Origin of the sequence: Gordonibacter urolithinfaciens (genome assembly GCF_900199375.1) — a bacterium.
GTDB classification, from domain to species: Bacteria; Actinomycetota; Coriobacteriia; order Coriobacteriales; family Eggerthellaceae; genus Gordonibacter; species Gordonibacter urolithinfaciens.
Genome location: NZ_LT900217.1, coordinates 2,259,135 through 2,281,236 on the forward strand (window position 1 = coordinate 2,259,135; position 22,102 = coordinate 2,281,236).

18 protein-coding genes are annotated in these 22,102 nt (G+C 64.8%); 16 read left to right on the plus strand and 2 right to left on the minus strand.

Going from position 1 to position 22,102, the window contains the following annotated elements; all coding sequences use genetic code 11:
• Nucleotides 1–57: 57 nt before the first annotated feature.
• Entirely contained in the window at nucleotides 58–1,665 is a 1,608-nt protein-coding gene (locus BN3560_RS09730; protein ID WP_096227892.1) for a DEAD/DEAH box helicase, read from the minus strand.
• 362 nt (nucleotides 1,666–2,027) lie between these two features.
• On the opposite strand from BN3560_RS09730, the gene BN3560_RS09735 reads away from it, so the two are divergent.
• The 5 genes from BN3560_RS09735 to BN3560_RS09755 are packed head-to-tail and all read left to right on the plus strand — an operon-like array spanning nucleotide 2,028 to nucleotide 7,116.
• Nucleotides 2,028–3,050: a FecCD family ABC transporter permease gene (locus BN3560_RS09735; protein WP_087191245.1), complete on the plus strand. Its 1,023-nt coding sequence runs from the start codon at nucleotides 2,028–2,030 to the stop codon at nucleotides 3,048–3,050.
• Nucleotides 3,047–3,898: an ABC transporter ATP-binding protein gene (locus tag BN3560_RS09740; protein ID WP_087191246.1), complete on the plus strand. Its 852-nt coding sequence runs from the start codon at nucleotides 3,047–3,049 to the stop codon at nucleotides 3,896–3,898. The genes BN3560_RS09735 and BN3560_RS09740 overlap by 4 nt, the downstream gene beginning before the upstream one ends.
• Nucleotides 3,898–4,839, plus strand: a complete 942-nt coding sequence (locus tag BN3560_RS09745) for a Rossmann-like domain-containing protein (RefSeq protein WP_087191247.1) — start codon at nucleotides 3,898–3,900, stop codon at nucleotides 4,837–4,839. The genes BN3560_RS09740 and BN3560_RS09745 overlap by 1 nt, the downstream gene beginning before the upstream one ends.
• 18 nt (nucleotides 4,840–4,857) lie before the next feature.
• Nucleotides 4,858–5,958, plus strand: coding sequence for an ABC transporter substrate-binding protein (locus BN3560_RS09750; protein WP_087191248.1), 1,101 nt, complete (start codon nucleotides 4,858–4,860; stop codon nucleotides 5,956–5,958).
• A 60-nt stretch (nucleotides 5,959–6,018) separates the two neighbouring features.
• Nucleotides 6,019–7,116 carry an ABC transporter substrate-binding protein gene (locus tag BN3560_RS09755; protein WP_231897378.1) on the plus strand — a complete coding sequence of 366 codons (1,098 nt, stop codon included), beginning with the start codon at nucleotides 6,019–6,021 and terminating at the stop codon, nucleotides 7,114–7,116.
• Between the two features lie 90 nt (nucleotides 7,117–7,206).
• Here the strand turns inward: BN3560_RS09755 and BN3560_RS09760 are convergent, their stop codons facing one another.
• A complete protein-coding gene (locus BN3560_RS09760) occupies nucleotides 7,207–7,875 on the minus strand; it encodes a Crp/Fnr family transcriptional regulator (RefSeq protein WP_096227893.1) in 669 nt (222 codons plus the stop codon).
• Between the two features lie 139 nt (nucleotides 7,876–8,014).
• Between BN3560_RS09760 and BN3560_RS09765 the strand changes: the two genes are divergently transcribed.
• From BN3560_RS09765 to nrfD (BN3560_RS09815), 11 genes are all read left to right on the plus strand, one after another.
• On the plus strand, nucleotides 8,015–8,896 hold the full coding sequence (locus BN3560_RS09765) for a nucleotide-binding protein (RefSeq protein WP_096227894.1): 882 nt from the start codon (nucleotides 8,015–8,017) through the stop codon (nucleotides 8,894–8,896).
• Nucleotides 8,886–10,172, plus strand: coding sequence for a nitrogenase component 1 (locus BN3560_RS09770; RefSeq protein ID WP_157780570.1), 1,287 nt, complete (start codon nucleotides 8,886–8,888; stop codon nucleotides 10,170–10,172). The genes BN3560_RS09765 and BN3560_RS09770 overlap by 11 nt, the downstream gene beginning before the upstream one ends.
• A 6-nt stretch (nucleotides 10,173–10,178) precedes the next feature.
• Entirely contained in the window at nucleotides 10,179–11,510 is a 1,332-nt protein-coding gene (locus BN3560_RS09775) for a nitrogenase component 1 (protein ID WP_096227896.1), read from the plus strand.
• Between the two features lie 32 nt (nucleotides 11,511–11,542).
• A complete protein-coding gene (locus BN3560_RS09780; RefSeq protein WP_096227897.1) occupies nucleotides 11,543–12,739 on the plus strand; it encodes a molybdopterin molybdotransferase MoeA in 1,197 nt (398 codons plus the stop codon).
• A gap of 284 nt (nucleotides 12,740–13,023) precedes the next feature.
• Nucleotides 13,024–13,998, plus strand: coding sequence for an NrfD/PsrC family molybdoenzyme membrane anchor subunit (nrfD, locus tag BN3560_RS09785; RefSeq protein ID WP_087191254.1), 975 nt, complete (start codon nucleotides 13,024–13,026; stop codon nucleotides 13,996–13,998).
• 2 nt (nucleotides 13,999–14,000) lie between these two features.
• Nucleotides 14,001–14,423, plus strand: a complete 423-nt coding sequence (locus tag BN3560_RS09790; RefSeq protein WP_157006257.1) for a GntR family transcriptional regulator — start codon at nucleotides 14,001–14,003, stop codon at nucleotides 14,421–14,423.
• A 19-nt stretch (nucleotides 14,424–14,442) separates the two neighbouring features.
• The gene (locus BN3560_RS09795) at nucleotides 14,443–15,429 is read left to right on the plus strand and encodes a slipin family protein (RefSeq protein ID WP_087191255.1); all 987 of its coding nucleotides are present in this window, start codon (nucleotides 14,443–14,445) and stop codon (nucleotides 15,427–15,429) included.
• A gap of 120 nt (nucleotides 15,430–15,549) precedes the next feature.
• On the plus strand, nucleotides 15,550–16,848 hold the full coding sequence (locus tag BN3560_RS09800; protein WP_096227898.1) for an ATP-binding protein: 1,299 nt from the start codon (nucleotides 15,550–15,552) through the stop codon (nucleotides 16,846–16,848).
• 816 nt (nucleotides 16,849–17,664) lie between these two features.
• Nucleotides 17,665–20,127, plus strand: a complete 2,463-nt coding sequence (locus BN3560_RS09805) for a molybdopterin-containing oxidoreductase family protein (RefSeq protein ID WP_096227899.1) — start codon at nucleotides 17,665–17,667, stop codon at nucleotides 20,125–20,127.
• 12 nt (nucleotides 20,128–20,139) lie between these two features.
• On the plus strand, nucleotides 20,140–20,760 hold the full coding sequence (locus tag BN3560_RS09810) for a 4Fe-4S dicluster domain-containing protein (RefSeq protein ID WP_087191258.1): 621 nt from the start codon (nucleotides 20,140–20,142) through the stop codon (nucleotides 20,758–20,760).
• Between the two features lie 15 nt (nucleotides 20,761–20,775).
• Nucleotides 20,776–22,002, plus strand: coding sequence for an NrfD/PsrC family molybdoenzyme membrane anchor subunit (gene nrfD, locus BN3560_RS09815; RefSeq protein WP_096227900.1), 1,227 nt, complete (start codon nucleotides 20,776–20,778; stop codon nucleotides 22,000–22,002).
• Nucleotides 22,003–22,102 lie beyond the last annotated feature (100 nt).

Below are 22,102 nucleotides of genomic sequence, written 5' to 3' on the forward strand. Positions count from 1 at the left end.
CCCTGCGAACGACGACGAGCCGCTTATGCGGCTCGTCGTCGTTGTACCTTTGCGGAGTTAGAACCGCTCGGCGGCCTCGTGCTTGTCGCTCTTGGCGAAGCGGCTGTAGTCGTAGCCGCCGGTGCCGTTGCCCTTCTTGGAGCGCTGCTTCTTCGCAGGCTTGGAACCCTCGCGGTACGGCTTGTCGAAGGACTTCTCGCCTCGGGCGGAGGCGGGCTTGCCGGAGCGGTCGGAGCGCTTGCCCGGCTTGCCGGCGTTCGCGCGGTCGTAGCCGCCCTTGCCGGAGCGCGGGGCCTCGGTGCGCTCGAAGCGCTTGCCGCCCTTATCCTCGCCGCCCATGCGCGTGCTGCCTTCGGCAGCGTAGCTCTTGCGGGCCGGCTTGCCGCCCTCGCGGTCGTCGGACGTGCGGTAGCCGCCCTTGCCGGCGGGCTTGCCGTACGATTTGCCCGCAGGTCGCTTGCCGTAGGGCTTCGAGCCGCCGTTCTTGGAGCCGCCCTGGCGCGCGCCGCCCTTCTTCTGCTTCAGCAGCGACGGGTCCAGCTCGTAGGTCTCCAGCTCCATGAACGGGATGTCCTTGCCGATCAGGCGCTCGATGTCCTTCAGCGTGCGGCTGGTCTCGCGGGTGACGAACGAGATGGCGTAGCCCTTCTCGCCGGCGCGGCCCGTGCGGCCGATGCGATGCACGTAGTCCTCGGGCATGTCGGGCAGGTCGAAGTTGATGACGTGGTCCACGTCGGGCACGTCGATGCCGCGCGCCAGCACGTCGGTGGCCACGAGGATGGACGTCTTGCCGCGGCGGAAGTTGTCCAGCGCGCGACGGCGGGCGCCCTGGCTCTTGTCCGAGTGGATTGACTCGGCGCGGAAGCCGGCGTCGCACAGCGCCTCGGCGCAGTCCTCGGTGCGGTTCTTCGTGCGTGCGAACACGATGACGCGCTCGGAGCCCTTCTCGCGCAGCACGGCCTCCAAGAGCTCGGGCTTGTTGAAGTTCTTGATGGGCATCATGAACTGCTCGACCGTCTTGGCCGTCTCGCCGTTGCGGGCGATCTCCACCATGGCCGGATCGTTCAGCAGCGAGCCCAGGTTCTTCTGGATGGACTGGTCGATGGTGGCCGAGAACAGCAGCGTCTGGCGGCACTCGGGCGTGGCGTCCACGATGGTGGTGACGTCGGGCAGGAAGCCCATGTCGAGCATGCGGTCGGCCTCGTCGAGCACGAGCACCTCCACGCAGGACAGGTTCACCACGCCACGCTTCATGAGGTCCTTCAGGCGCCCGGGCGTGGCGATGAGCACGTCGGTACCGCCGCGCAGCTCCTTAATTTGGGGGCCGTAGGGCGTCCCGCCGAACACCGTGGTGGTGAAGTGGCCGGTCTTGCGCGAGATTTGCATGCACGTGCGGGCGATCTGCTGGGCGAGCTCGCGGGTGGGGCTCACCACGAGCATGCGCGGCGCGCGGTTGCGGCCCTTCACGCGGGGGAGCGTGCTCAGTACGGGCAGCAGGAACGCGGCCGTCTTGCCGGTGCCGGTGCTGGCGGCCGCGATGACGTCGCGGCCTTCCAGGACGAGCGGGATGGCCTGCTCCTGGACGGGGGTGGGGTTTTCGTAGCCCAGCTTCTCAACCGCCGCGAGGGCGTTCTTGGACAGGCCGAGGTCGGCGAATTTCGTCATAAGGGTATTCCGTTTCTCTTCGACGGGCGTCCGCCTCTGCGGAACCGCTCCGTGGTCGCACCCGCTCCAGCGGCGTGCCTTGCGCTTGACTCGAGCCGCTTTCTGCATCTGTGAGCGTCATCAGCGTGCGCAAAAGAGAAACAAGAAAGAATTTCGTGCAAAGCGACTTACCAGTATGGGGGTTTGCGGGGCGCGCAGCGACGGGAATCTCGCGAAACCGCCCGGTTATGCGCGAAACTCCACAATTGGCGGAGGGGGGCGAGTCGTATCAAAAAAATCTCAGTTCGTGGCTTTTCCAACAGATTATTCCGAAATAAATATTATTCTCATATTAGTATATATTTTGAAGGGGCAAGGGGACTATGACTTCGAAACGTTCGTCAGCGGGAGCGATCGTCATCGCGGTGGCGGTGATGGTTGTGCTGTTCTTCGGCTCGTTCATGGTCGGGCAGTATCCCATCGATCCGGTGGGGGTTGTCGAGATCATTGGGGCCCAGCTGTTCGGCTTCGACTGCTCGCAAAGCGACATGGCCCAGACCATTGTGTGGAAAGTGCGCCTGCCTCGCATCTGCGCCGCGCTGCTGGTGGGCGCAGCGCTCTCCATTGCCGGCGCCGTGTACCAAGGGCTTTTCAAGAACCCCATGGTTTCGCCCGACATATTGGGTGCCTCGTCGGGTGCGGGCTTCGGCGCGGCGCTGGCCATCCTTTTGTCGCTTCCTTATGCGTTCATCCAAGTGAACGCATTCGCGTTCGGCATCGTGGCCGTGGGGCTGGCCTACTTCGTGTGCCAGCGCGTCAGCCGTGGCAAGGATGCCATTCTCATGTTGGTGCTGGGCGGCATGATAGTGTCCACCCTGTTCTCGTCGTTCATCACGTTGACGAAGTACGTGGCCGATCCTGATAGCAAGCTGCCCGAGATCACGTACTGGCTCATGGGCAGCCTGTCCACAGTGAACCTGCAAGACATCTTGTTCTTGCTGCCGCCCCTTCTCGTCGGCATCGCACCTTTGGCCTTCCTGCGCTGGCAGCTTAACGCCATGGCGTTCGGCGACGAGGAGGCGCAGGCCATGGGCTTGAACGTGAAGCGGTTGCGCGGGCTGTTCATCCTGTGCGCGACGCTGCTCACGGCGGCCTCGGTGGCCATCGCCGGCATGATAGGGTGGATAGGGCTCATCATCCCGCATATGGCCCGGTTCATCGTGGGACCGAACTGCAAGGTGCTCCTGCCCATGTCGTTCTTGGTGGGCGGCAGCTTCCTCTTGCTGGTGGACAACGTGGCGCGCAACCTGTTCACCGTCGAGATCCCGCTGGGCATCCTCACGTCCATCGTTGGCGCGCCGTTCTTCTTCTACCTATTGCTGAAGAGAAAGAAGGAACAGCTATGATCTTGGAGGCACGCGGCGTATGCGCCGGGTACCGCGACGTCGACATCGTGCACGACGTGAGCTTCGAGCTGGAGAGCGGGGAGGTGCTGTGTCTGCTGGGACCTAACGGCGTGGGGAAGACGACGCTGTTCAAGTCGCTTCTGGGCTTCATTCCATTCTCGGCAGGCGGGCTGTATGTGGACGGGCGTGCGGTGGACCACCGTCGCCGGAAGGAGACGGCCTCGCTCATCGGCTACGTGCCGCAGGTGCACGAGCCGCCATTCCCATTCGTGGTCATCGATGTGGTGGTCATGGGATCCATCGCACGGGCCGATGCGTTCGCGGGACCGGGGCGCGACGCGTTCGACGAAGCCGACGAGCTGCTGGAGCTGCTGGGCATAGCGTATCTGCGCAACCGTGTGTACACCGAGATCAGTGGCGGAGAGCGGCAAATGGTACTCATCGCCCGCGCGCTCATGCAGAACCCGTCGTTCCTCATGATGGACGAGCCTACGTCCAGTCTGGACTTCGGCAACCAAATGCGGGTGCTCGCGCAGATCTGCGCGCTCGCTCATCGCGGCGTGGGGATCATCATGACGTCGCACTTCCCCGACCATGCGTTCCTGTGCTGCGACAAGGCTGCGGTCATGAGCCGCACGAGCCCGTTTCGCGTGGCGGACGTGGGCGACATCGTGTGCGAGGAGACTTTGGAGGAGGCGTACGGCATTCCCGTGAAGGTGGCGTCCATCGACGTGCCGGAGCATCCCGACGGGACGGTGACCACGTGCGTGCCGCTGTTGAAGACGAAGGCGCATTCGTGTCCGTGCGGGGAAGAGGGCTTGTTCGGCGTTGACGGGAGGGTGCGGTGATGAGCGGTAAGGCGAACGGCTTCGTGGCGGCAGACGCGCCTTGTAGCTTGCATGAGCTGATCGAGGAAACGCTGCACATCACCTGCGCAGATGGTCTGATGCCTACCGTGAGGCGCTTGTGTTTCGGCGCGCGGTGGGCTGTAGTGGAGCTGTCGGATGGACGTGCGGGGCGTGCGTTCACGTTCAACGGGCAGCATGCGGTGTATGGGGCGCTCGACTTCGAGTACATGAGGAGCTTGCAGAGCTTAACGGGCGTGTATGCGGACGATGCGGTGGCGCAGCTATTGGACGAGCACGAGCATGGGGCTGTCGTCGGGGCCGCCGATGATGCGGCGTACCGCTCGCTTCGCCGCAGCGTGGCGCTGGCGGTTGCGAACGCGCTTTCGTGCGAGGTGAATGCACCCGAAGCGCTGACTGAGCGCGGCTTTGTCGTCTCGGATTCGTCCGACCGGTCGTTTTTCCGCCCCGACGACGCCGTGGTGCTGGTGGGCGCGGGCATGCTGCTGCGGGAGGCGGCCGCCATGTGCGCCTCGCTCGACGTGGTGGACCTGCGTCCGCGTGCTGCGCTGCAGAGCGTGCTCCTGGATGCCGATGGCGTGCGCACGGGTCCGGGCACGGTGCGGTTCCATGACGTGGAGAACACCGGGGCGCTTGTCGCGCAGGCCGATGTCGTGGGTATAACGGGATGCGCGCTGGAGAACGACAGCCTGTTCGATATCGCTCGCCTGCCGCGGCGCGCGCGGGAGTTCGTGATGTTCGGGCCGTCCGCGCAAGCGCCGATGGAGTTGTTCGCCGCTCTGGGTGCAACGCGCGTTGTGGCAAGCCGCATTGTGGATGCGGATGCCCTTATCGAGGGCATGCTGGAGGCCTTCGACGCCGCCGGACCGCGCAGCGCGACCGAAGGCTATGTGGTGACCATGCCCGAGCAGGGCAGGGAGTAACGGGAGGAAGGGAGCGCCATGAATGGGGGATTTCGCATGCTGTCGAGGAGATGTTTCGTCCAGCTCATTATGGCGGCGGGCGCGGTCACGGTGGGCGCGGCGGCGCTGAGCGGTTGCTCGCAGGGCAGTGGGGAAGACGGCGCTGGAGCAGGTGACGGTGCCAAGCAAGGCGGTGCGGACACGGTGAAGATCGCGCGTCCGGCTACGGTGACGGACGCGAAGGGCCGCGAGGTGGCGGTGCCGGAACGCATCGAGCGCATCGGCATCACGTGCATGGGCGGAGCGCTCCAAACGATGAGCGTGCTGGGTGGGGCCGACCGCGTGGTAGTGGCGCCGTCGCCGGCCAAGTCCTCGCCGCTTCTGTTGGAGATATTCCCGCAGTACGAAAGCCTTCCCGACGCCGGTACGTTCGATGACGTCAACATCGAGACCATTGCCGCTGCCGAGCCCGACTTCGTGTTCGTGTCCAGCACGTCGGACAAGGGCAACGCGCAGATAGAGGATATCGGCATTGCCACGTACACGCTTTCGACGGCGAACGCATCCGCCGAATCGCTGCGACAGGAATATCAAAACGTTGGCGTGCTGCTGGGCACCGAGGACATCGCGGCCGAGCTCGTGGGGTTCTGGGACGATTTGATGGGGCGCGTGGAGAAGGGCGTGTCCGCTCTGCCCGAGGGCGAGCGGCTCACGGTGTACCGCTGCGCCGCCGCCATCACGAAGGCGAGTCATACGCCGTGGGCCTCGAATTGGATACGCACAGCGGGCGGTGTTCCCGTGGCCGATGACGGCACGACGGGCGACGTGAGCCTGGAGAAGATTGCCGCATGGGATCCTGATGTCATCAGCACCTCGGCGAAGGTGGAGGGACTGCTGAACGATCCGAGCCTGCAGAAGCTGAAAGCCATCAAAAACGGTGCCGTGTACAAGAGTCCGAAGGGTTGCATGGGCTGGGACACGCCGTCTCCCGAGGTTCCTCTCGGGTTCGCGTGGCTGGCGCAGATGCTCTATCCCGATCGTTTCGAAGATATCGACCTCGAGAAGGAGGCGAAAGGCTTCTACGAGAGGTTCTACCACTACGACCTTACTGACGAGGGCTACCAGGCATTCTTCAAATAAACGCCAACATGCGGTCGCGGGGATAGCCTGCGGTCGCGGGAAAGAAAGGATGTGCTACCGATGGACCAGAACATGAATCTGCTCACGCGCCGGCGTTTCGTCGAGCTGCTAATGGCAACCGGCGTCGTTGCTGTGGGGTCAGCTACGCTCGGGGGTTGTGCGCAGGGTGGCGATGCCGGCCAGAAGGGCGATGCCGCGAAGGATGAGGCGGATGCAGGGGCGCAGGCCGAGGCGTCAATTGTCGTGGACGCGAAGGGCAACGAGTTCGCCATACCCGACAGTGTGGAGCGCATCGCCATCACGTGCAATGGCGGCACCACCCACGAGGTGGCCATCTTCGGCGCGGCGGACAAGATCGTGGCACAGCCCTCCATGAAGAAGTTCCCGCAGCTGCTGAAGATGTATCCGCAGTTCAACAACGTGGTGAACGCCGGCTCGTTCGACGACCTCAACATTGAGGCCCTGGTGGCAACCGAGCCCGACGTGGCGCTAGTGGGCGTGAGCTCCGACAAGGGCAACGCGCAGATCGCCGAGGTGGGAATCCCCACCTACGTCATGCTCATCGGATGGGCGGCCATCGATACGCTCAAGCAGGAGTTCCTGAACGTGGGCAAGATCCTCGGCAACGAGGAGAAGGCACAACGGCTGGTCGACCACTGGAACGCCACGCTGGGCGATTTGGAGAAGAAGGTTGCGAAGATACCTGCGGGCGACCGCAAAAAGGTGTATTACCTAAGCGGTGCCGACATCACGAAGGCGAACACCGGCGACTGGGGCCGCACGTGGATCGATGCGATAGGCGCCGACTTCGCCGTGCCCGAGACCGACCTCAACGGCGACGTGACCGTGGAGAAGGCGCTCGAATGGGATCCGGATATCATCGTCGTGCAGGGCGGCAGCAATCTCGACGAGCTCTACGGCGCCGAGCAGGTGCAGGATCTCAAGGCCATCAAGAACAAGCAGGTATTCTCCATCCCCATCGGCGGCTTTTGGTGGGATCGCCCGAGCCCCGAGGCGACGCTCGGCTTCTTATGGCTGGCCCAGACGGTGTATCCCGAGTATATGGGGGACATCGACCTGGCGGCAGAGACCAAGGACTTCTTCAAGGAGTTCTACGGCTACGATCTCTCCGACGACGAGTACGCGTCGTTCTTCTAAGCGTTCCCCTTCCCTGGAACGGCCCCGGGTGCTGTGCCGAAGCCGCCGCAGCGCCCGGGGCGTAAGCAGCTGCGGGGACGAGGGAGGCGGCTACGACAGGCGGTGGAGCTCGAAATGCTTGCGGGAGAAGGTGAGGTAGCCGTCTTTCTGGAGGCGGCTCAGCTCGTGGGAAAGGGCGCTGCGCTCCACGTAGAGCGCGTCGGCGAGTTCTTGCCGGGTGTAGGGGATGTCGAATGCGGAGCTGCCGTGGAGCGCGGCCTGGTCGGACAGATAGGCAAGTACCTTCTCGCGCGTGGAGCGGTTCGATACGATGCCCAGCTTGCCTAGCAAATCGGCGTTCATCTGCAGGGTGATGCGGGCCAGGTTCTCGCGGATGCGGTTGACGTGCACCATGCAGCACGGCTTGGCTTCCACATGCCGCTCGAGGTTGAACTGCAGCAGCGTGCACGGGCTGCTGGCAACGACGTCGGCAGGCAAAGGGAGATTTAGCTTGAAGAACTGCTCGGCTGCGAGTACCGAGCCGGCGGCGTATTCGCCCAAGATGGAGCGGTTGCCCCAGTAGTCGTTGCTCACAAGCTGGGCGCGCCCCTCGCAGAGGTAGCCGGTGCTGCGCTGTGCCTCGCCGCGGCCCAGGATGCGCTCGTGCTTGCTGAACGTGGCGAGCGTCGCATTGAGGCAGGAGAGCACATGGGGAACCTTTTCGGCCGGAACGCCTTCGAACAGCGGGAGGTTGACGGGGAGGGCGGCAAGGTCGGACACGGGGCAGCTCCTTCGGCTTTTGGTGGTAAAACCAACTGAAATTATCCTGGTTTATGCATTATCTTACTTCAAGGATTAATGAGAGGCAAGATTGGCTCGGGATTTCGCAGGGAAGCGCACGGAGAAGGGACAGGATGCGATGTTGAGAATCGCGGTGTACGGAAAAGGCGGCATCGGGAAGTCGACGACGGTGTCCAACCTGGCGGCCGTACTGGCGCTGCGGGGCTACACGGTCATGCAGATCGGGTGCGATCCGAAGGCCGACTCCACGTACGTGCTCATGCACGGCGAGCGCATTCCCTCGGTGCTCGACCTCATGCGGAAGGCGGCGAACCCCACGCTTGAGGACGCCGTGCACCGCGGTTTTGCAGGCGTGCTGTGCGTGGAGGCGGGCGGGCCGACGCCGGGCACGGGATGCGCGGGGCGCGGTGTCATTACGGCGTTCGAGCAGCTTGCCGCGCTGCATGCCTACGAGGAGCTCGCGCCGGATATCGTGCTGTACGACGTGCTGGGAGATGTGGTGTGCGGCGGCTTCTCGCTGCCGCTGCGCGGCGAGCACTCCGACGTGGTGTACGTGGTCACGTCGGGTGAGATGATGTCGATGTATGCGGCTTCGAACATCGCGCAGGCCCTTGAGCGGTTCAAGGCGCGCGACTACGCGCGCTTCGGCGGCCTGGTGCTGAACCGGCGCGACGTGGCAGATGAGCGCGCACTGGTGGAGAGTCTGGCAGACGAGCTGGGGACGGGCATTGTGGCCGATGTTCCTCGCTCGGCAGACGTCCACGCGTGCGAGCAGGAAACGCTCACGGTGATCGAAGGCGCCCCTGCAAGCGCGGCGGCGCGTGCCTATGGGGCCCTGGCCGATGCCGTGCTGGACGAGGCGGGGTTGCCCCGCGCGAAGGCGGGAATTGCAGGGGAGCCGAGCGAGAAGGCTGCCGTGCCAACGTCGAATGCGAAAGCGGCCGCTGCGGTGGCGCTTGCGGACGGGCCCAAGGCGGAGGGGGACGGCCGTGGCCTCTGACCTGTCGTACTTCATCCCGCACCACGGCCGTCCCAAGGTGTCGCTGCGCATTCCGGAGAGCTTCAACCTGTATGTGTGCCCTCCCTCCTGCGTGCGGCGCGTGTCGATCCGCGCACTGCGCAACGACACGCGTGGGGCGATGGGCTTTTTGTTCCTCACCGAGGCCGACGTGGCCACAGGCGCGTACGAGCACGCCGTTGCCGTGGCTGTCGCCGAGGCGCTAACAACGCTCGAACGGCCTCCACGCGCGTTCTTCATCCATCTGAACTGCATCGATGACTTTCTCGGCACTGATGAGGACGCCCTGCTTGACGAGCTGCGCGGACGGTTTCCGGGCTTCGGATTCGCCGTGGTGCGCATGAACCCCATTGCCGCCGACCGGGGGCTGTCTACGGGGTTGCGTATCCATGATAGGCTCTACAGCATGTTGGAGCCAACGCCGCACCGCGACAGCGCGGTGAATCTTGTGGGCACGTTCGCCGATATCGGAGATGACTGCGAACTGTTCGGGGTGATGCGGGCCTGGGGGGTGCGCGAGGTGCGCCAGCTGTTCTCGTGTGCGGACTTCGAGGCGTACCAGCGGTTGGCGTCAAGCCGGCTGAACGTGGTGTTGGCGCATATCGGCTCGTATGCGGCGGCAAACATGGAGAGGCGCCTGGGCATTCCGCGCGTCGACGCGCCGGTGTCCTACGACTTGGACGAGGTAGGGCAGCAGTACCGCGCGATCGGCTCGGCGCTTGGGCGGGCCGGCGGGGTGGTCGATGGGACGTGCTCGCAAGAGGGTCGGGCGTTCGAAGGGTGCCAGGCGCCGGGAGTGGCGGCCGATGACAAGGCGGCCCGTCTGCTTGCGCAGGCCGAGGGTGCGGCACGGGATGCGATCGCGCATGCGCGCGAGGTTTTGGGCGACACGCCGGTCATTGTGGACTCCTCTGCCGCCATGCGCCCGTTCGCGTTGGCGAAGGCGTTGGCGGGTTACGGGTTCTCCGTGTGCGCTGTGTTCGCGTTACATGAGAAGGACGATGATGCCGAGGAGCGAGCCTGGGTTGCTGCTCAGGCGCCCGGCATCGTCGTCGTGCGCGGCGAGAGCTACGAGGGCATCCTCGATCTGGGGCTGCCTGCCGATGCCATATGCATCGGCTTCGACTGTGCCTATCTGCTGAAGGCGCGGCGCTTCGTGGACGTGCAAAAGGACGAGGGCTTGTTCGGATACCAGGCCGTGCGGCGGCTCATGCGGCTGATGGAAGCCGCACTCGATGGCGATACGGTTTGGGAGTGATGCGCTATGGCCCGATTGTCCCTGTTCCTGCCCTCGTTCGCCGCCGACTACTCCGGCGTGTGCTCGTGCCTGTTCGATCTTGATGCCCTGGTGGTGGTGGCCGACGCTGCGTGTTGCACGCGCAACTATATCGACTACGACGAGCCGCGCTGGTCGCGCGGCAAGACCACCACGCTGTGCGCGCAACTGCGCACTTTGGACGTGGTCATGGGCGACGAGGCCAAGACCGTGGCGAAGGTGGCCGCCGCGGCGCGCGAGCTGGAGCCGCGCATGGTGGCGCTGCTGGGGTCGCCGGTGCCGGCCATCACCGGCATGGACTTCCGCGGAATGGCGCATGACATCGAAGACGCGACGGGCGTGCCGGCGCTCGGCTTCGCCACTACGGGCTTCGCCACCTATGAGAGCGGCTTGGATCTGGCGCACCGGGAGCTGGCGGAGCGGTTCGGGCCCGCAGGCGACGGGATGCTGCGCGGCGGCGGCGACGGACGTCCTGCGCTTGCTCTTCCGGCCAGGCCGACTGCGGACGGGCGGCCGGAGGGGACGGGCCCGTGCGGGCTGGCAGCCTCTCTGGAACGGCCGGCCGTGAACGTGCTCGGACTGACGCCGCTCGATTTCGGAGGGGGTCCGAATGCAGAAGACCTGCGGGAATGCCTTGATGGCGCCGGGCTTGCGGTGAACGCCACATGGTGCATGGGCTTGTCGCTTGAAGGCGTGGCGCAGGTCGAAAAGGCTTCGGTCAACCTCGTGGTTTCGGCGGGGGCGCTCGGGGTCGCCCGGGTTCTTGAGCGAGCATACGGCACGCCGTATGTGGTGGGTCTTCCCCTGGCGGGCGCGCAGGCCGGCCTCGTGTGCGAGGCGCTGCGCCGGGCCGCATGTGGCGGCGCGTCGTCATACGCGTTCGCAGGCGGTTTGCATGCTGAAGGCTTCGATGCGGGGGTGCTGCCAGGGACTTCGCGAATTGCATTTGACGCGCGGATAGATGCGTCCGACGCAGGGGGCGAGGCGGTACTCGTAGTGGGCGACTGGGTGTGCGCTGCCTCGGTGCGCTCGGCGCTGCGTCTTTCCGGCTGGAGCGGCCCTGTGACGGTGGCGAGCCTGTTCGGGCAGCGTCCCGGATTCGCCGAGCCAGGCGACGTTGCCTTGGCGGGCGATGCCGACCTAGCCGTCCTCGTGGCACGCGGCGGGTTCTCCGTTGTGGTGGGAGACCCGCTGCTCGCCCGTATCCCCGGCGTGCCGGGTGCGCGCCACGTGCGGACGGCGCACCCGGCCGTATCCAGCGATCTTTTCGCCAAGGAGGTGCCACGCTACTTCGTTGACGATATCGTGCGGAGGCTCTAGGTTCATACCGGCAGACAACAAGGAGGACGACGATGAAATTCGATCATGAGAAGGCGCTGACGCGCGCCGAGGTGCTGAAGGCGCTGAAAGCGCGCTGGGAGTTCGAGAAGCGTACCGAGCGCGTGCCGGTGGGCGAGGCATGCGGGCGCGTGCTTGCACAGGATTGCCATGCGGCGTACGATCTGCCGCGGCATCGCGTGTCGTCGTTCGATGGCATCGCCGTGCGGGCGGCCGACTTTGCGCAGGGCGTCCCCGACACCTGCGAATGGGTGCGTGGCGTGCACTTCACCCAGGCCGATACCGGCGATGACTTCCCCGACGAGTTCGACACGATCATAGCGGCGGAGGACGTGGGATACGACGAGGCGGGGCGGCTCATACTCAATTCTGCCCTCGAGGTCAAGGTGGGCAACGCTATCAAGCGCGCGGGCGCCACGATGGGCAAGGGCGAGCTGCTCTACGAGGCGGGCACGCTGCTCGGGCCCGAGGCCCTGGCTATTCTGGCGGCCGGCGGCTGGGCCGAGGTGCCCGTGGTTGCGCGCTTGAAGGTGGCCTACCTTCCTACCGGCACGGAGCTGGTGCCCGTGGGCACTGTGCCCGAGCGTGGGCAGAACGTGCAGACGAACTCGCTTATGCTGGGCGCCTATTTCGCGCAATGGGGCGCGGAGATGATTGCCTATGACATCGTGGCGGACGATCGCGCGGCCCTGAGCATCGCCATCGACCGTGCGCTGGCCGAGGCCGACGTGGTGCTGGTCAACGGGGGTTCGTCGCGCGGCTCGGAAGATTTCAACTCGGAGCTTCTGCAGGAGTGCGCGTCGTGGTTCTCGCACGGTGTGAAGGCGGTTCCCGGACGTCCCATCGGCCTGGCAGTTATCGAAGGCAAGCTGGCCATCAACGTTCCCGGACCTATGATTGCGGCATATCTGGCGGCCGACTGGCTGGTGAGGGGCCTAGTGTGCCACTACTATGGCCAGCCGATGCCGCAGCGCGTGAAGGTGCCCGCCGTGCTCGATGCGCCGCTGGGCGCCCGCCCCGGTTTCGAGCACCTGGCGCGTCTCGTGGCTCATGACGTGGGCGGTGTGCTGCATGCGGCGCCGGTTCCGAACTCGGCAACGTTGGCCGAGAACATTCGCTCGGTGAACGCCTTCTTGGCCGTCCCTGCCGGCGTGCGTTACGAGGCCGGCGATGTGGCCGACATAGAGCTGCTGGGCACGAAAGCGAGGTAGAGCGGAGGCCGACGAGCACCGCTTATGAAGAAAAGGCTGGAGGTCGTTGAGGGCCCCAGCCTTTTCCTTTTTCGCATGTGCGATGTTCTTCGTGTTGCTCCGGCGTCGCGCGTGGCGTCCCGGATCGTGTCGCTGTTGCGCATATGACACCCTGTCATATGCAGCGCGCCTGTTTTGTGGGATACTGGCAGAGGAGTATGCGCGATGCGCGCGGTGTTTCCATCCAGAGCGATTACTGCGTCCGGGCGCGGCGCCGCACTTGGGCAATGACGAGGGGAGGGGATGTGCTCGGCGAACTGGCGGTGGGCTACCTGTTCCTCGGCGGGACCGGGGCCGGGGCGATCGCGGTCGCGTCCGTGCTCGACCTGGCTCTCGTGCGCGCGCCCTTCGGGACGGATGCCCGCGTGTCCGCGGACGAGGCGCCGCCGTGCGAGCGGGTCGTCGCCTTCGCCCTGCTCGCCGGCTTTGCGGCGCTCGCGCTGGGCGTGCTGTGCCTGCTGTTCGACCTGGGGCGCATCGATCGGGCGCTCGACCTCTTCCTGCGGCCGTCGCCTACGTATCTGACCGTCGGTTCCTTTGCGCTGGCCGCGCTGGTCGCGTGCGGGGCGTTCCTCGCGCTCGTGCGGTTCGCCTACCTGCCGTTCGCGCCGCGTGCGGCGGTGGTTGCCGTCGAGGCGGTTGCCGTGGCGGTGGGGCTGGTGGTCGTGGTGTACACGGGGCTCTTGCTGCAGGGGCTGGGGGCGGTGGCGTTATGGCGGTCGCCGTTCGTACCGTTGCTGTTCGCGCTGTCGTCGCTGTCGTGCGGTATCGCCGTGGTGCTGGCGGCGGCGTTTTTTGCCGACCCGGACGGGGCTGCGGACCGCGTCGTGCATCCGCTCGTGCGGGCGGATGCCGCGATCATCGTGCTGGAGGCCGTGGCGGCCGCGCTGTTCGCGTGCCTGGCGCTGGCAAGCGACCATCCGGGCGCCGCGGCGTCGGCGGTCCAGCTGGTGAGAGGAGGCGGGGCGCTGGCGTGGTGGGGCGGTTTCGTGGTGTGCGGCCTGGCGGCGCCCCTGGCCGTCGAGCTGGCGCTCGCTGCTCGCGTCCGTGCTCGGGCGCAGGAGCGGGCCCAGCAGCCGGCCCTTCGGGCGGCCCTCGCCGTGGCGGCGGTGCTCGTGCTGGTGGGCGGGCTCGGCATGCGCGGGGCCATCGTGGACGCGGGCATGCACCGCAACTTGGAGCTTGAAGAGCCGAGCGCGCAGGCGCTTAGATTGGAATAGAAATGGCGGACGACGTGGCCCTGTTCGAGATCAACGAGAAGAGCAGCATCCCCATCTGGCTGCAGCTGAAGAACCGGTTTATCTACCTCATCACCTCGGGGTACTACAAGCCGGGCGACCAGCTGCCCACGGTGCGGGGCCTGGCCGCCGACGTCGAGGTGAACTACAACACCGTGAGCAAGGTGTACATGAGCCTGGAGCAGGACGGCTACATACAGTCGAAGCGCCGCCAGGGCGCGTTCGTGCTGGACGTGAGCGGCAAGCCGGGCGTGAGCATATCCACCACGGCCGAGATCGTGACGCAGGAGTACCTCAAACGCTGCTTCGAGCTGGGCATGTCGCTGGAGGACATCGAGGAGCAGTTCGCACAGAGCATGAGCGACGAGAAGAGCAAACGGGACGCGGCCGTCGGCGCGTGGGCCTGATCGCGGAAAAGGAGCAAGCATGGGACGCAGCAAACGTGCCGGTACGTCGCACGGCGGAGCGCAGGGGGCGCCGGGCGCCGCGCCGGCCGTGGCGCCGGGCGCGCAGTTCTCGACGGCCGGGCACATCGACACGGGAAGGCGTCGCGCCTCGCGCAACGGCGCCGTCGTGTTCGCCATCGTGTTTTTCGCGGTTGCGTTCGGACTGGTGCTTGCCGCGGCGCAGGCCCTGCTCGGCGGCATAGGCTTGGGCGCGCTCGTTGCGGCGGCCATCGTGGGATGGCTCGCTTCGTCGTCCATCCACATCGTGCTGGAGTGGGAGAAGGCCGTGGTGCTGCGCCTGGGCAAGTTCAACCGCGTGGCGGGACCGGGCGTCGTGTTCACCATCCCCATCGTGGAGTTCTACACGCTGCGTGTCGACCAGCGCGTTTCGGCCACGTACTTCGGCGCCGAGGAGACGCTTACGGGCGACCTCGTGCCCATCAACGTGGACGCCGTGGTGTTCTGGATGGTGTGGAGCGCAAAGAGCGCTGCCGTGGAGGTGGAGGACTACGCGTCGGCCGTGTCATGGATCGCGCAGACGGCCATGCGCAAGGCCATCGGGCGCGCCACCGTGGCCGAGGTGGCCACGCGTCGCGACCAGCTGGACGAGGAGCTGAAAGGGGCCATCGAGGAGAAGCTCAACCCCTGGGGCATCACGATCATCGACGTGGAGATCCGCGACATCGTGCTGCCGAAGGAGCTGCAGGAGGCCATGGCGCAGGAGGCCGTGGCCGAGCGCAAGAAGAGCGCCCGCATGGTGCTGGCCGAGGCCGAGAAGGATATCTCCGAGATGCTCATGGACGCATCAGAGGTGTACGCCGGCGACGCCGACGCCATGAAGCTGCGCACCATGCACCTGGCCTACGAGAGCGTGGAGAAGTCCGGCGGCACGCTCGTGGTGCCGAGCGCCTTCAGCGAGGGGTTCGTGCCCGACGCGCCTGGCGGGGAAGGTGGGGGAGCGAAGTAGCTGGCGAATTATCTTCCGAAAAATGCTGTAAGATACACTTTTTGGAACCAAAAAATGTAAATCGTTACACTTTTCGGCATGTATGTTATCATCTTCCTATCGAGCGAAGGAGATGATGGCATGGAGCGCAACGCCCTCGACGATCTTGAGGTATGGAGGCGGGATCCGCGTCGGAAGCCGTTGCTTATGTACGGCGCACGTCAAGTGGGGAAAACCTACCTGCTGAAGGAATTCGGCGCGCGCAACTTCGAGGAGGTGGCCTACTTCGATCTGGAGAAGCAGGCGGACGCTCGCGCAGCCTTCCAAGGGAACCTCGCGCCCGAAACCATCGTGTCGAATCTTTCCCAAGTGTCAGGATGGTCTATCGATGTGTCGAGGACGCTCATAGTGTTCGATGAAGTGCAGGCTTCGAATCGCGCACTCGCTTCGCTGAAGTACTTCTACGAGGATATGCCGGAAGCGTGTGTCGTGGCGGCCGGAAGCCTTTTGGGTGTTGCGGTGAATCGCGAAGGCTATTCCGCGCCTGTCGGCAAGGTGGACACTTACACCCTGCATCCCATGACCTTCGACGAGTTCTTGCGTGCGGTCGGACAGGGGGCCCTTGTTGAAGGGATTCGGAACGGTTTTGAGCGCGACGAGCCGTATTTCCTCCATGAACGAGCACTCGATCTGTATCGCACGTATGTGCTGGTTGGGGGGATGCCCGAAGCCGTGCTCGTGTACGACGAGACGAAGGACTTCAACGAGGTTGCGGCCGTGCAGAACAACATCCTCGACCTCTACGTGGCGGATATGGCCAAATACGCCCAACCTTTCGAGACGGCGCGCATTGTGGAGGCGTGGAGAAGCATGCCTGCCCAGCTGGCGAAGGAAAACAAGAAATTCCAGTACAAAACGGTACGGTCGGGCGGTCGTGCCAGCCAGTACGAGACGGCCCTCGCTTGGTTGGAGACGGCCGGGCTGGTGAATCGCTGCGTGCAGATCGTCTCCGGGCAGTTGCCCCTCTCGCTTCACGAGAACCGGGGCGCGTTCAAGATGTACCTTGCCGACACGGGCTTGCTTTCCGCTCGCATGCAGGTGCGCGCTGCCATGCTTTTCGACGAGGAGGGGAGGAAGGAGCTCGACGCGGGAGCGCTCACCGAGAACTATGTCGCCCAGGTTCTGACCTCGCGAGGGTTCGACCTCTTATACTGGGTGAGCCAGGGCAAGGCCGAAGTCGATTTCGTCATCGACGTCGGTATGCAGAAGGCCGTGCCCATCGAGGTGAAGTCGTCGCGCAACGTGCGGTCGAAGAGCCTGTCGGTGTACCGCGAGAAGTACGAGCCCCCGTATGCCATCCGGCTATCCACCAGGAATTTCGGCTTCGAGGGAGGCGTGAAGAGCGTTCCTCTCTACGCAGCGTTCTGCCTTCGACGTTGATAGCTACAGCCCGTGCGCGTGCTTGCGTCGCGCAGCTTCGCGGTACACTTCGTCGTCGGTTCGCATGCCGATGACGGTAGTGTTCGGATGGGATGCCCCCCGTTCGCTCGAAGTCTCGCGTGCGTACTGAGCCGAAGCGCTACTTCGCCGACCCCTCGAGCTTCGCGATGGCCGATGGGCGGGCATCGAAGTGAAGTTGGGCGAAAACAAGGTTCCCGACGGCGTTGCGAATCTCAATCGCCTGCGCAGGAAGGTGCTTTCGAGCCCGGCCGCGCGCAATAGGGAGCCGTCGTTCATGGCGGTCGTAACCGCCAGCTCGCCGTTTGCGCGTTACGATCGCGAGAACGACGTATATGTGTTCCCCATAACCGCGCTTCGGCCATAAGCGATCCTGGGCGTGGAGAAGTCCGGCGGCACGCTCGTGGTGCCGAGCGCCTTCAGCGAGAGGACGTAGAGGGCGGGTCGAGAAGGCAGCCAAGGAAGGCCATCAAGCGTAGATAATCGCTCGCTGTCACATGCTTCCGATACCATGACTGATCATATCATGGTGTAAAAACCCTGTTCAATTGATATTATTCGAAAAAAAGAATAATACTTTGTCATAGCCTGTCATACTTCTGTATTGATAATCATAGTGACGTATGGCAGACTATGGCACGGAGGGAATCGGCCGATTTCTGATATGAGGGGAAATCTCGGAAACGCACCGGGTGCGCCTGCGCCTGCCGTGCGATCGAAGGGGACTGCCGTTCGCAGAACGCTCGCCTTCGTCCGATGCGCCCCAAGGCATTCTGCATCAAGAATGGAGGAGGAGACATGTCGGAAACGAAGAGCCCGCATAGCGGACTCACGCGCAGGAGCTTCCTGAAGACGACGGGCGCCGCTGCCGCGGCGACGGCGGTGGTAGGCTCCGGCGCAGCCCTGACCGGTCTTGCCGAGACTGGCGAGGCTCTGGCAGACGAGGCGGCCCAGGGCGAAACCACGTTCAGGAGCCAGTGTCGCGGCAACTGCGGCAGCCGCTGTCCGTTGAAGGTGACCGTGCGCGAAGGCCGCGCCGTCAAGGTTACCGCAATGGAATACCCGGGCGAGGACGCGCATCGCCGCCGCCTGTGCGTCAAGGGCTTCAGCCAGCCGCAGCGCGTCTACGACGCCGACCGTTTGAAGTACCCCCTGAAGCGCGTCGGAGAGCGCGGCGCGGGCGAATGGGAGCGCATCGAGTGGGACGAGGCGCTCGAGATCATCGCCGGCAAGATGAAGACGGCCCTGGCCGAGCACGGCGGCACGTCGCTGGGCTTCTGGTCTTCCTACGGCTCCTACGGCTCGCTGAACGGCGCCATGGGCGGCTTCATGTCCGTTGCGTACGGCCGCTTCTGCACGGCCACGGGCGCGGTCATCTTCGGGGCGGGCGCCGACACGGCGCAGCAGCATGTGCAGTCCACGCTGCTCGGCAACAAGGGCAACGATTTCGCCGACGCGGTCAATGCCAAGACCATCATCACCTGGGGCGGCAACCCCGCAGAGGCGTACGTGCACGCATGGCAGTACGTGTGCCAGGCGCGCGAGAAGGGCGCCAAGCTCATCACCATCGATCCGCAGTTCACGGCTTCCGCCGCGCATTCCGACACCTACGTGCCCATCACCCCCGGCACCGACGGCGCCATGATGCTGGCCATGGCCAACTACATCATCGAGAACAACCTGATGGACGTCGCGTACATGAAGAGCAGCACGGTGTCTCCGTTCCTGGTGAAGGAGGACGGCACGTACCTGCGCCTGAGCGATTTCGGCGTCGCCCCCACGGAGGGTCCCGTCAACCCGCAGACCGGCCAGCCCACCAAGATCGATCCGGTCATGGTGTGGGACGAGGCGACAGGCGACAAGGCCCCGCTTCCGAAGGCTGCCGACCCTGCCGTCGAGGGCTCGTTCGAGATCGAGGGCGTTACGTACAAGACGGTGTTCCAGACCGTCAAGGACAGCATCAAGGACTACTCCCTCGCCAAGGCATCGGGCATCTGCGGCGTTCCCGAGAGCACGATCGAGGAGCTCGCGCGCATCTACGCCACGGAGGGTCCCGTTTACGTCATGACGTTCCAGGGCCTGGGCCATCACGCGAACTCGCATCATAACTACAAGAACCTCGCGTTCTTGGCTGCTTTGACCGGCAACGCCGGCAAGCCGGGTGCGGCCATCTGCGGCAACCCTGCCCCGTTCAGCATGGTTCCCTACAACACGAAGGCGTTCATGGCCGGCAAGCCCGGACCGCGCATCTGCGGCATGTACCTGCCCGAGATCGTGGCGAACAAGAAGTTCGGCCAAGACGACATCGACCTGCAGGTGCTGTGGATTCACAACGGCAACGTGCTTTCCTGCGAGTCCGGCCGCCAGGAGCTTATCGAGGCGGTTAAGAAGATCGACTTCGTGGTATGCGCCGACGTGAACATGAACGACTCCGCGCAGTGGGCCGACATCGTGCTTCCCGTGCCGCATGCCTTCGAGATGGAGGATATCGACCCGGTCGGCTCCACGCCGTTCCCCGCCTATTACGAGAAGGGCCTCGAGCCGCTGTACGAATGCAAGACCGATGTCGAGATCATGCGCCTTCTGTCCCAGAAGATGGGCATGGAGAAGATCTACGCCAAGAGCGACCAGGACTTCCTGCGCGACGTGTACAACACGGATACCAACAAGAAGGCCGGCGTGAGCTACGACGACTTCGCCTCGGGCGAGTTCGTGCGCAACCCCATGACCAAGCCGGAGAACCTCGTTCCGACGTACGGTCCCGCCGAGGGAACGCGCCTGAAGTACTACATCGAGAAGCCGACTCCGCGCAACAGCTTCGGCCAGGAGATTGCCGATTACGAGAAGCTTCCCTACTACGAGCATGCGAACGAGGCGTATTTGGACAACCCGCTGCGCGAGAAGTACCCGCTTCTAGGCTGCAGCGAGCACAACAAGTACCACGTGCACTCCCAGCTTGCCGTGACGCCGGTTATCCGCGAGCTCGAGCCCGAGCCCATGATCAAGATCAATGCCGCCGATGCCGCCGCTCGCGGCATCAAGCAGGGCGATCTGGTGCGCGCGTACAACGACCATGGGTACGCGGTCGTGAAGGCGCTGGTAACCGAGGGCATCATGCCCGGCGTGGTTTCGATCCCGCACGGCTTCCAAGCTACCCAGTACGTCGAGGGCCACACGCAGGACCTGACGAACGTGTTCATGAACGATTTCTGCTCGAACAGCGCATTCTACGACTTCCTGTGCGAAGTCGAGAAGTGCTAAGGGGGTGCAAGCATGCATTACGGAATGGTAATCGACACCAAGCGCTGCGTTGGCTGCAACGCGTGCACGGTGGCGTGCAAAATGGCGAACAACGTGCCCCAGGATATTTTCTGGACGCGTGCGCTTACTGACGGCGGCGACATGATGGACACCCCGGCTGGGGAGTTCCCCGACATCTCCATGCGCTACATCACGGTTTCGTGCCAGCACTGCGAGAATCCGGCGTGCGCGAAGGTGTGCCCGGTGGGCGCCACCTACAAGGATCCGGAGACCGGCGTCGTGCGCCAGGACTACGACAAGTGCATCGGCTGCCGCATGTGCATGTCGGCCTGCCCCTACACGGGCGTGCGCTCGTTCAACTGGGAAGAGCCCCGCTACCCCATGGACTTCGCCCTGGGCGACGCGGACGCTCCCAAGCACCAGAAGCACGTGGTGGAGAAGTGCATCTTCTGCTACCAGCGCCTTGCTCGTGGCGAAACCCCCGCCTGCATGGATCTGTGCCCTGCGCGCGCCCGCCACTTCGGCGACCTGGACGATCCGAATTCCGAGGTTTCCCAGCTCATCAGGGAGCGCTCGTACGAGCAGCTTCTGCCGAGCGAGGGTACCAAGCCGTCCGTCTACTACCTCGTGTAAGGCGAAAGGAGAATCATGACTGAAAACACCTCGGCGACCCAGTCGCCCAAGGCTCCTGCTGCCAAGTTCGGGGGCAAGGGGCTCAACATCGCCATCGTCGTGGCCGGCCTGCTCACCGTCATGGGCCTGGCGCTGTGGTTCGTGCAGCTCAACGGCGGCATGGTCCAGACCGGCATGCGCAACCTCGACTCGTGGGGCCTCTACATCACCATGTTCATGTTCCTGGTGGGCCTGTCGGCCGGCGGCCTGATCATCTCGAGCGCTCCGCGCGTGCTCGGCGTGGAGGGCTTCGGCGGCATCTCGAAGGTGGCCGTGTGGACGTCCATCTGCTGCACGGTGCTCGCCATCGGCTTCGTGGTGGTGGACCTGGGTCAGCCGCTTCGCCTGTGGGAGCTGTTCGCCTACTCCAACCTGGGGTCGCCCCTCATGTGGGACATCGTCGTGCTGGGCACCTACCTGATCCTGTCGATCGCGTACCTGTGGGCCACGCTGCGCTTCGAGGGCGGCAAGGGCTCGGCTGCGTCCTTGCGCGTGATCAGCGCCGTCGCGCTCGTGTGCGCCATCCTGGTGCACTCCGTGACCGCCTGGATCTTCGGCCTGCAGCAGGGCCGCGAGATGTGGAACACGGCGCTTCTGGCCCCGTGGTTCGTGTCCTCCGCGCTCGTGTGCGGCGTCGCGCTCGTGCTGGTGGTCGTCATCGCGCTGCGCCGCGCGGGCTACCTGGAGCTCGACCAGTCCTTCGTCGTGAAGATGGCCAAGCTCCTGGGCGTGTTCGTGTGCGTCGACCTGTACTTCTTCGGCTGCGACCTCTTGACCGAGGGCTTCCCCGGCGGGCACGGCGCGGAGATAGTCGCCATGCTGACCACGGGCCAGCTCGCCCCGTTCTTCTGGGTCGAAGTCATCGGCTGCATCCTGTGCGCCGTCGTGTGCTTCACGCCGAAGCTGCGCACGAACCCGCTTATCGTGGTGGCGTCGCTGCTGGCCATCGCGGGCATCTTCTGCAAGCGCGTGCAGCTGCTCGTGGGCGGGTTCCAGATCCCGAACCTGGACTACGTGGGCCCCGTTTCGCAGTACACGGTGACGGGCTGGGAGTCGGGCATGGTCGGCGCCTACCAGGGCATGGTCTACTGGCCGACCCTGCTCGAGTTCGGCGTGGCGCTCGGCGTGCTGGGCCTGGGCGCGCTGCTGCTGCTCGTGGGCCTGAAGCACCTGCCGCTCAAGCCGACCGAGAAGTCGCACTAGGTCCGCTTCGAAGGCAACGTGAATTGGGAGCCCGTCCTTCGGCGGGCTCCGACAGGCGGGTGCGGCTGGTGGCGGCCGCATCCGCCTGTCGGATATACGG

What these genes read in the sequence shown, in the direction of transcription:
- BN3560_RS09780 (WP_096227897.1), top strand. Translation starts at nt 11,543, where the DNA reads ATGAAATTCGATCATGAGAAGGCGCTGACGCGCGCCGAGGTGCTGAAG.
- BN3560_RS09810 (WP_087191258.1), top strand. Translation starts at nt 20,140, where the DNA reads ATGCATTACGGAATGGTAATCGACACCAAGCGCTGCGTTGGCTGCAAC.
- BN3560_RS09790 (WP_157006257.1), top strand. Translation starts at nt 14,001, where the DNA reads ATGGCGGACGACGTGGCCCTGTTCGAGATCAACGAGAAGAGCAGCATC.
- BN3560_RS09745 (WP_087191247.1), top strand. Translation starts at nt 3,898, where the DNA reads ATGAGCGGTAAGGCGAACGGCTTCGTGGCGGCAGACGCGCCTTGTAGC.
- BN3560_RS09730 (WP_096227892.1), bottom strand. Translation starts at nt 1,665, where the DNA reads ATGACGAAATTCGCCGACCTCGGCCTGTCCAAGAACGCCCTCGCGGCG.
- BN3560_RS09765 (WP_096227894.1), top strand. Translation starts at nt 8,015, where the DNA reads ATGTTGAGAATCGCGGTGTACGGAAAAGGCGGCATCGGGAAGTCGACG.
- BN3560_RS09800 (WP_096227898.1), top strand. Translation starts at nt 15,550, where the DNA reads ATGGAGCGCAACGCCCTCGACGATCTTGAGGTATGGAGGCGGGATCCG.
- BN3560_RS09795 (WP_087191255.1), top strand. Translation starts at nt 14,443, where the DNA reads ATGGGACGCAGCAAACGTGCCGGTACGTCGCACGGCGGAGCGCAGGGG.
- BN3560_RS09805 (WP_096227899.1), top strand. Translation starts at nt 17,665, where the DNA reads ATGTCGGAAACGAAGAGCCCGCATAGCGGACTCACGCGCAGGAGCTTC.
- BN3560_RS09755 (WP_231897378.1), top strand. Translation starts at nt 6,019, where the DNA reads ATGGACCAGAACATGAATCTGCTCACGCGCCGGCGTTTCGTCGAGCTG.
- BN3560_RS09735 (WP_087191245.1), top strand. Translation starts at nt 2,028, where the DNA reads ATGACTTCGAAACGTTCGTCAGCGGGAGCGATCGTCATCGCGGTGGCG.
- nrfD (WP_096227900.1), top strand. Translation starts at nt 20,776, where the DNA reads ATGACTGAAAACACCTCGGCGACCCAGTCGCCCAAGGCTCCTGCTGCC.
- BN3560_RS09740 (WP_087191246.1), top strand. Translation starts at nt 3,047, where the DNA reads ATGATCTTGGAGGCACGCGGCGTATGCGCCGGGTACCGCGACGTCGAC.
- BN3560_RS09775 (WP_096227896.1), top strand. Translation starts at nt 10,179, where the DNA reads ATGGCCCGATTGTCCCTGTTCCTGCCCTCGTTCGCCGCCGACTACTCC.
- BN3560_RS09750 (WP_087191248.1), top strand. Translation starts at nt 4,858, where the DNA reads ATGAATGGGGGATTTCGCATGCTGTCGAGGAGATGTTTCGTCCAGCTC.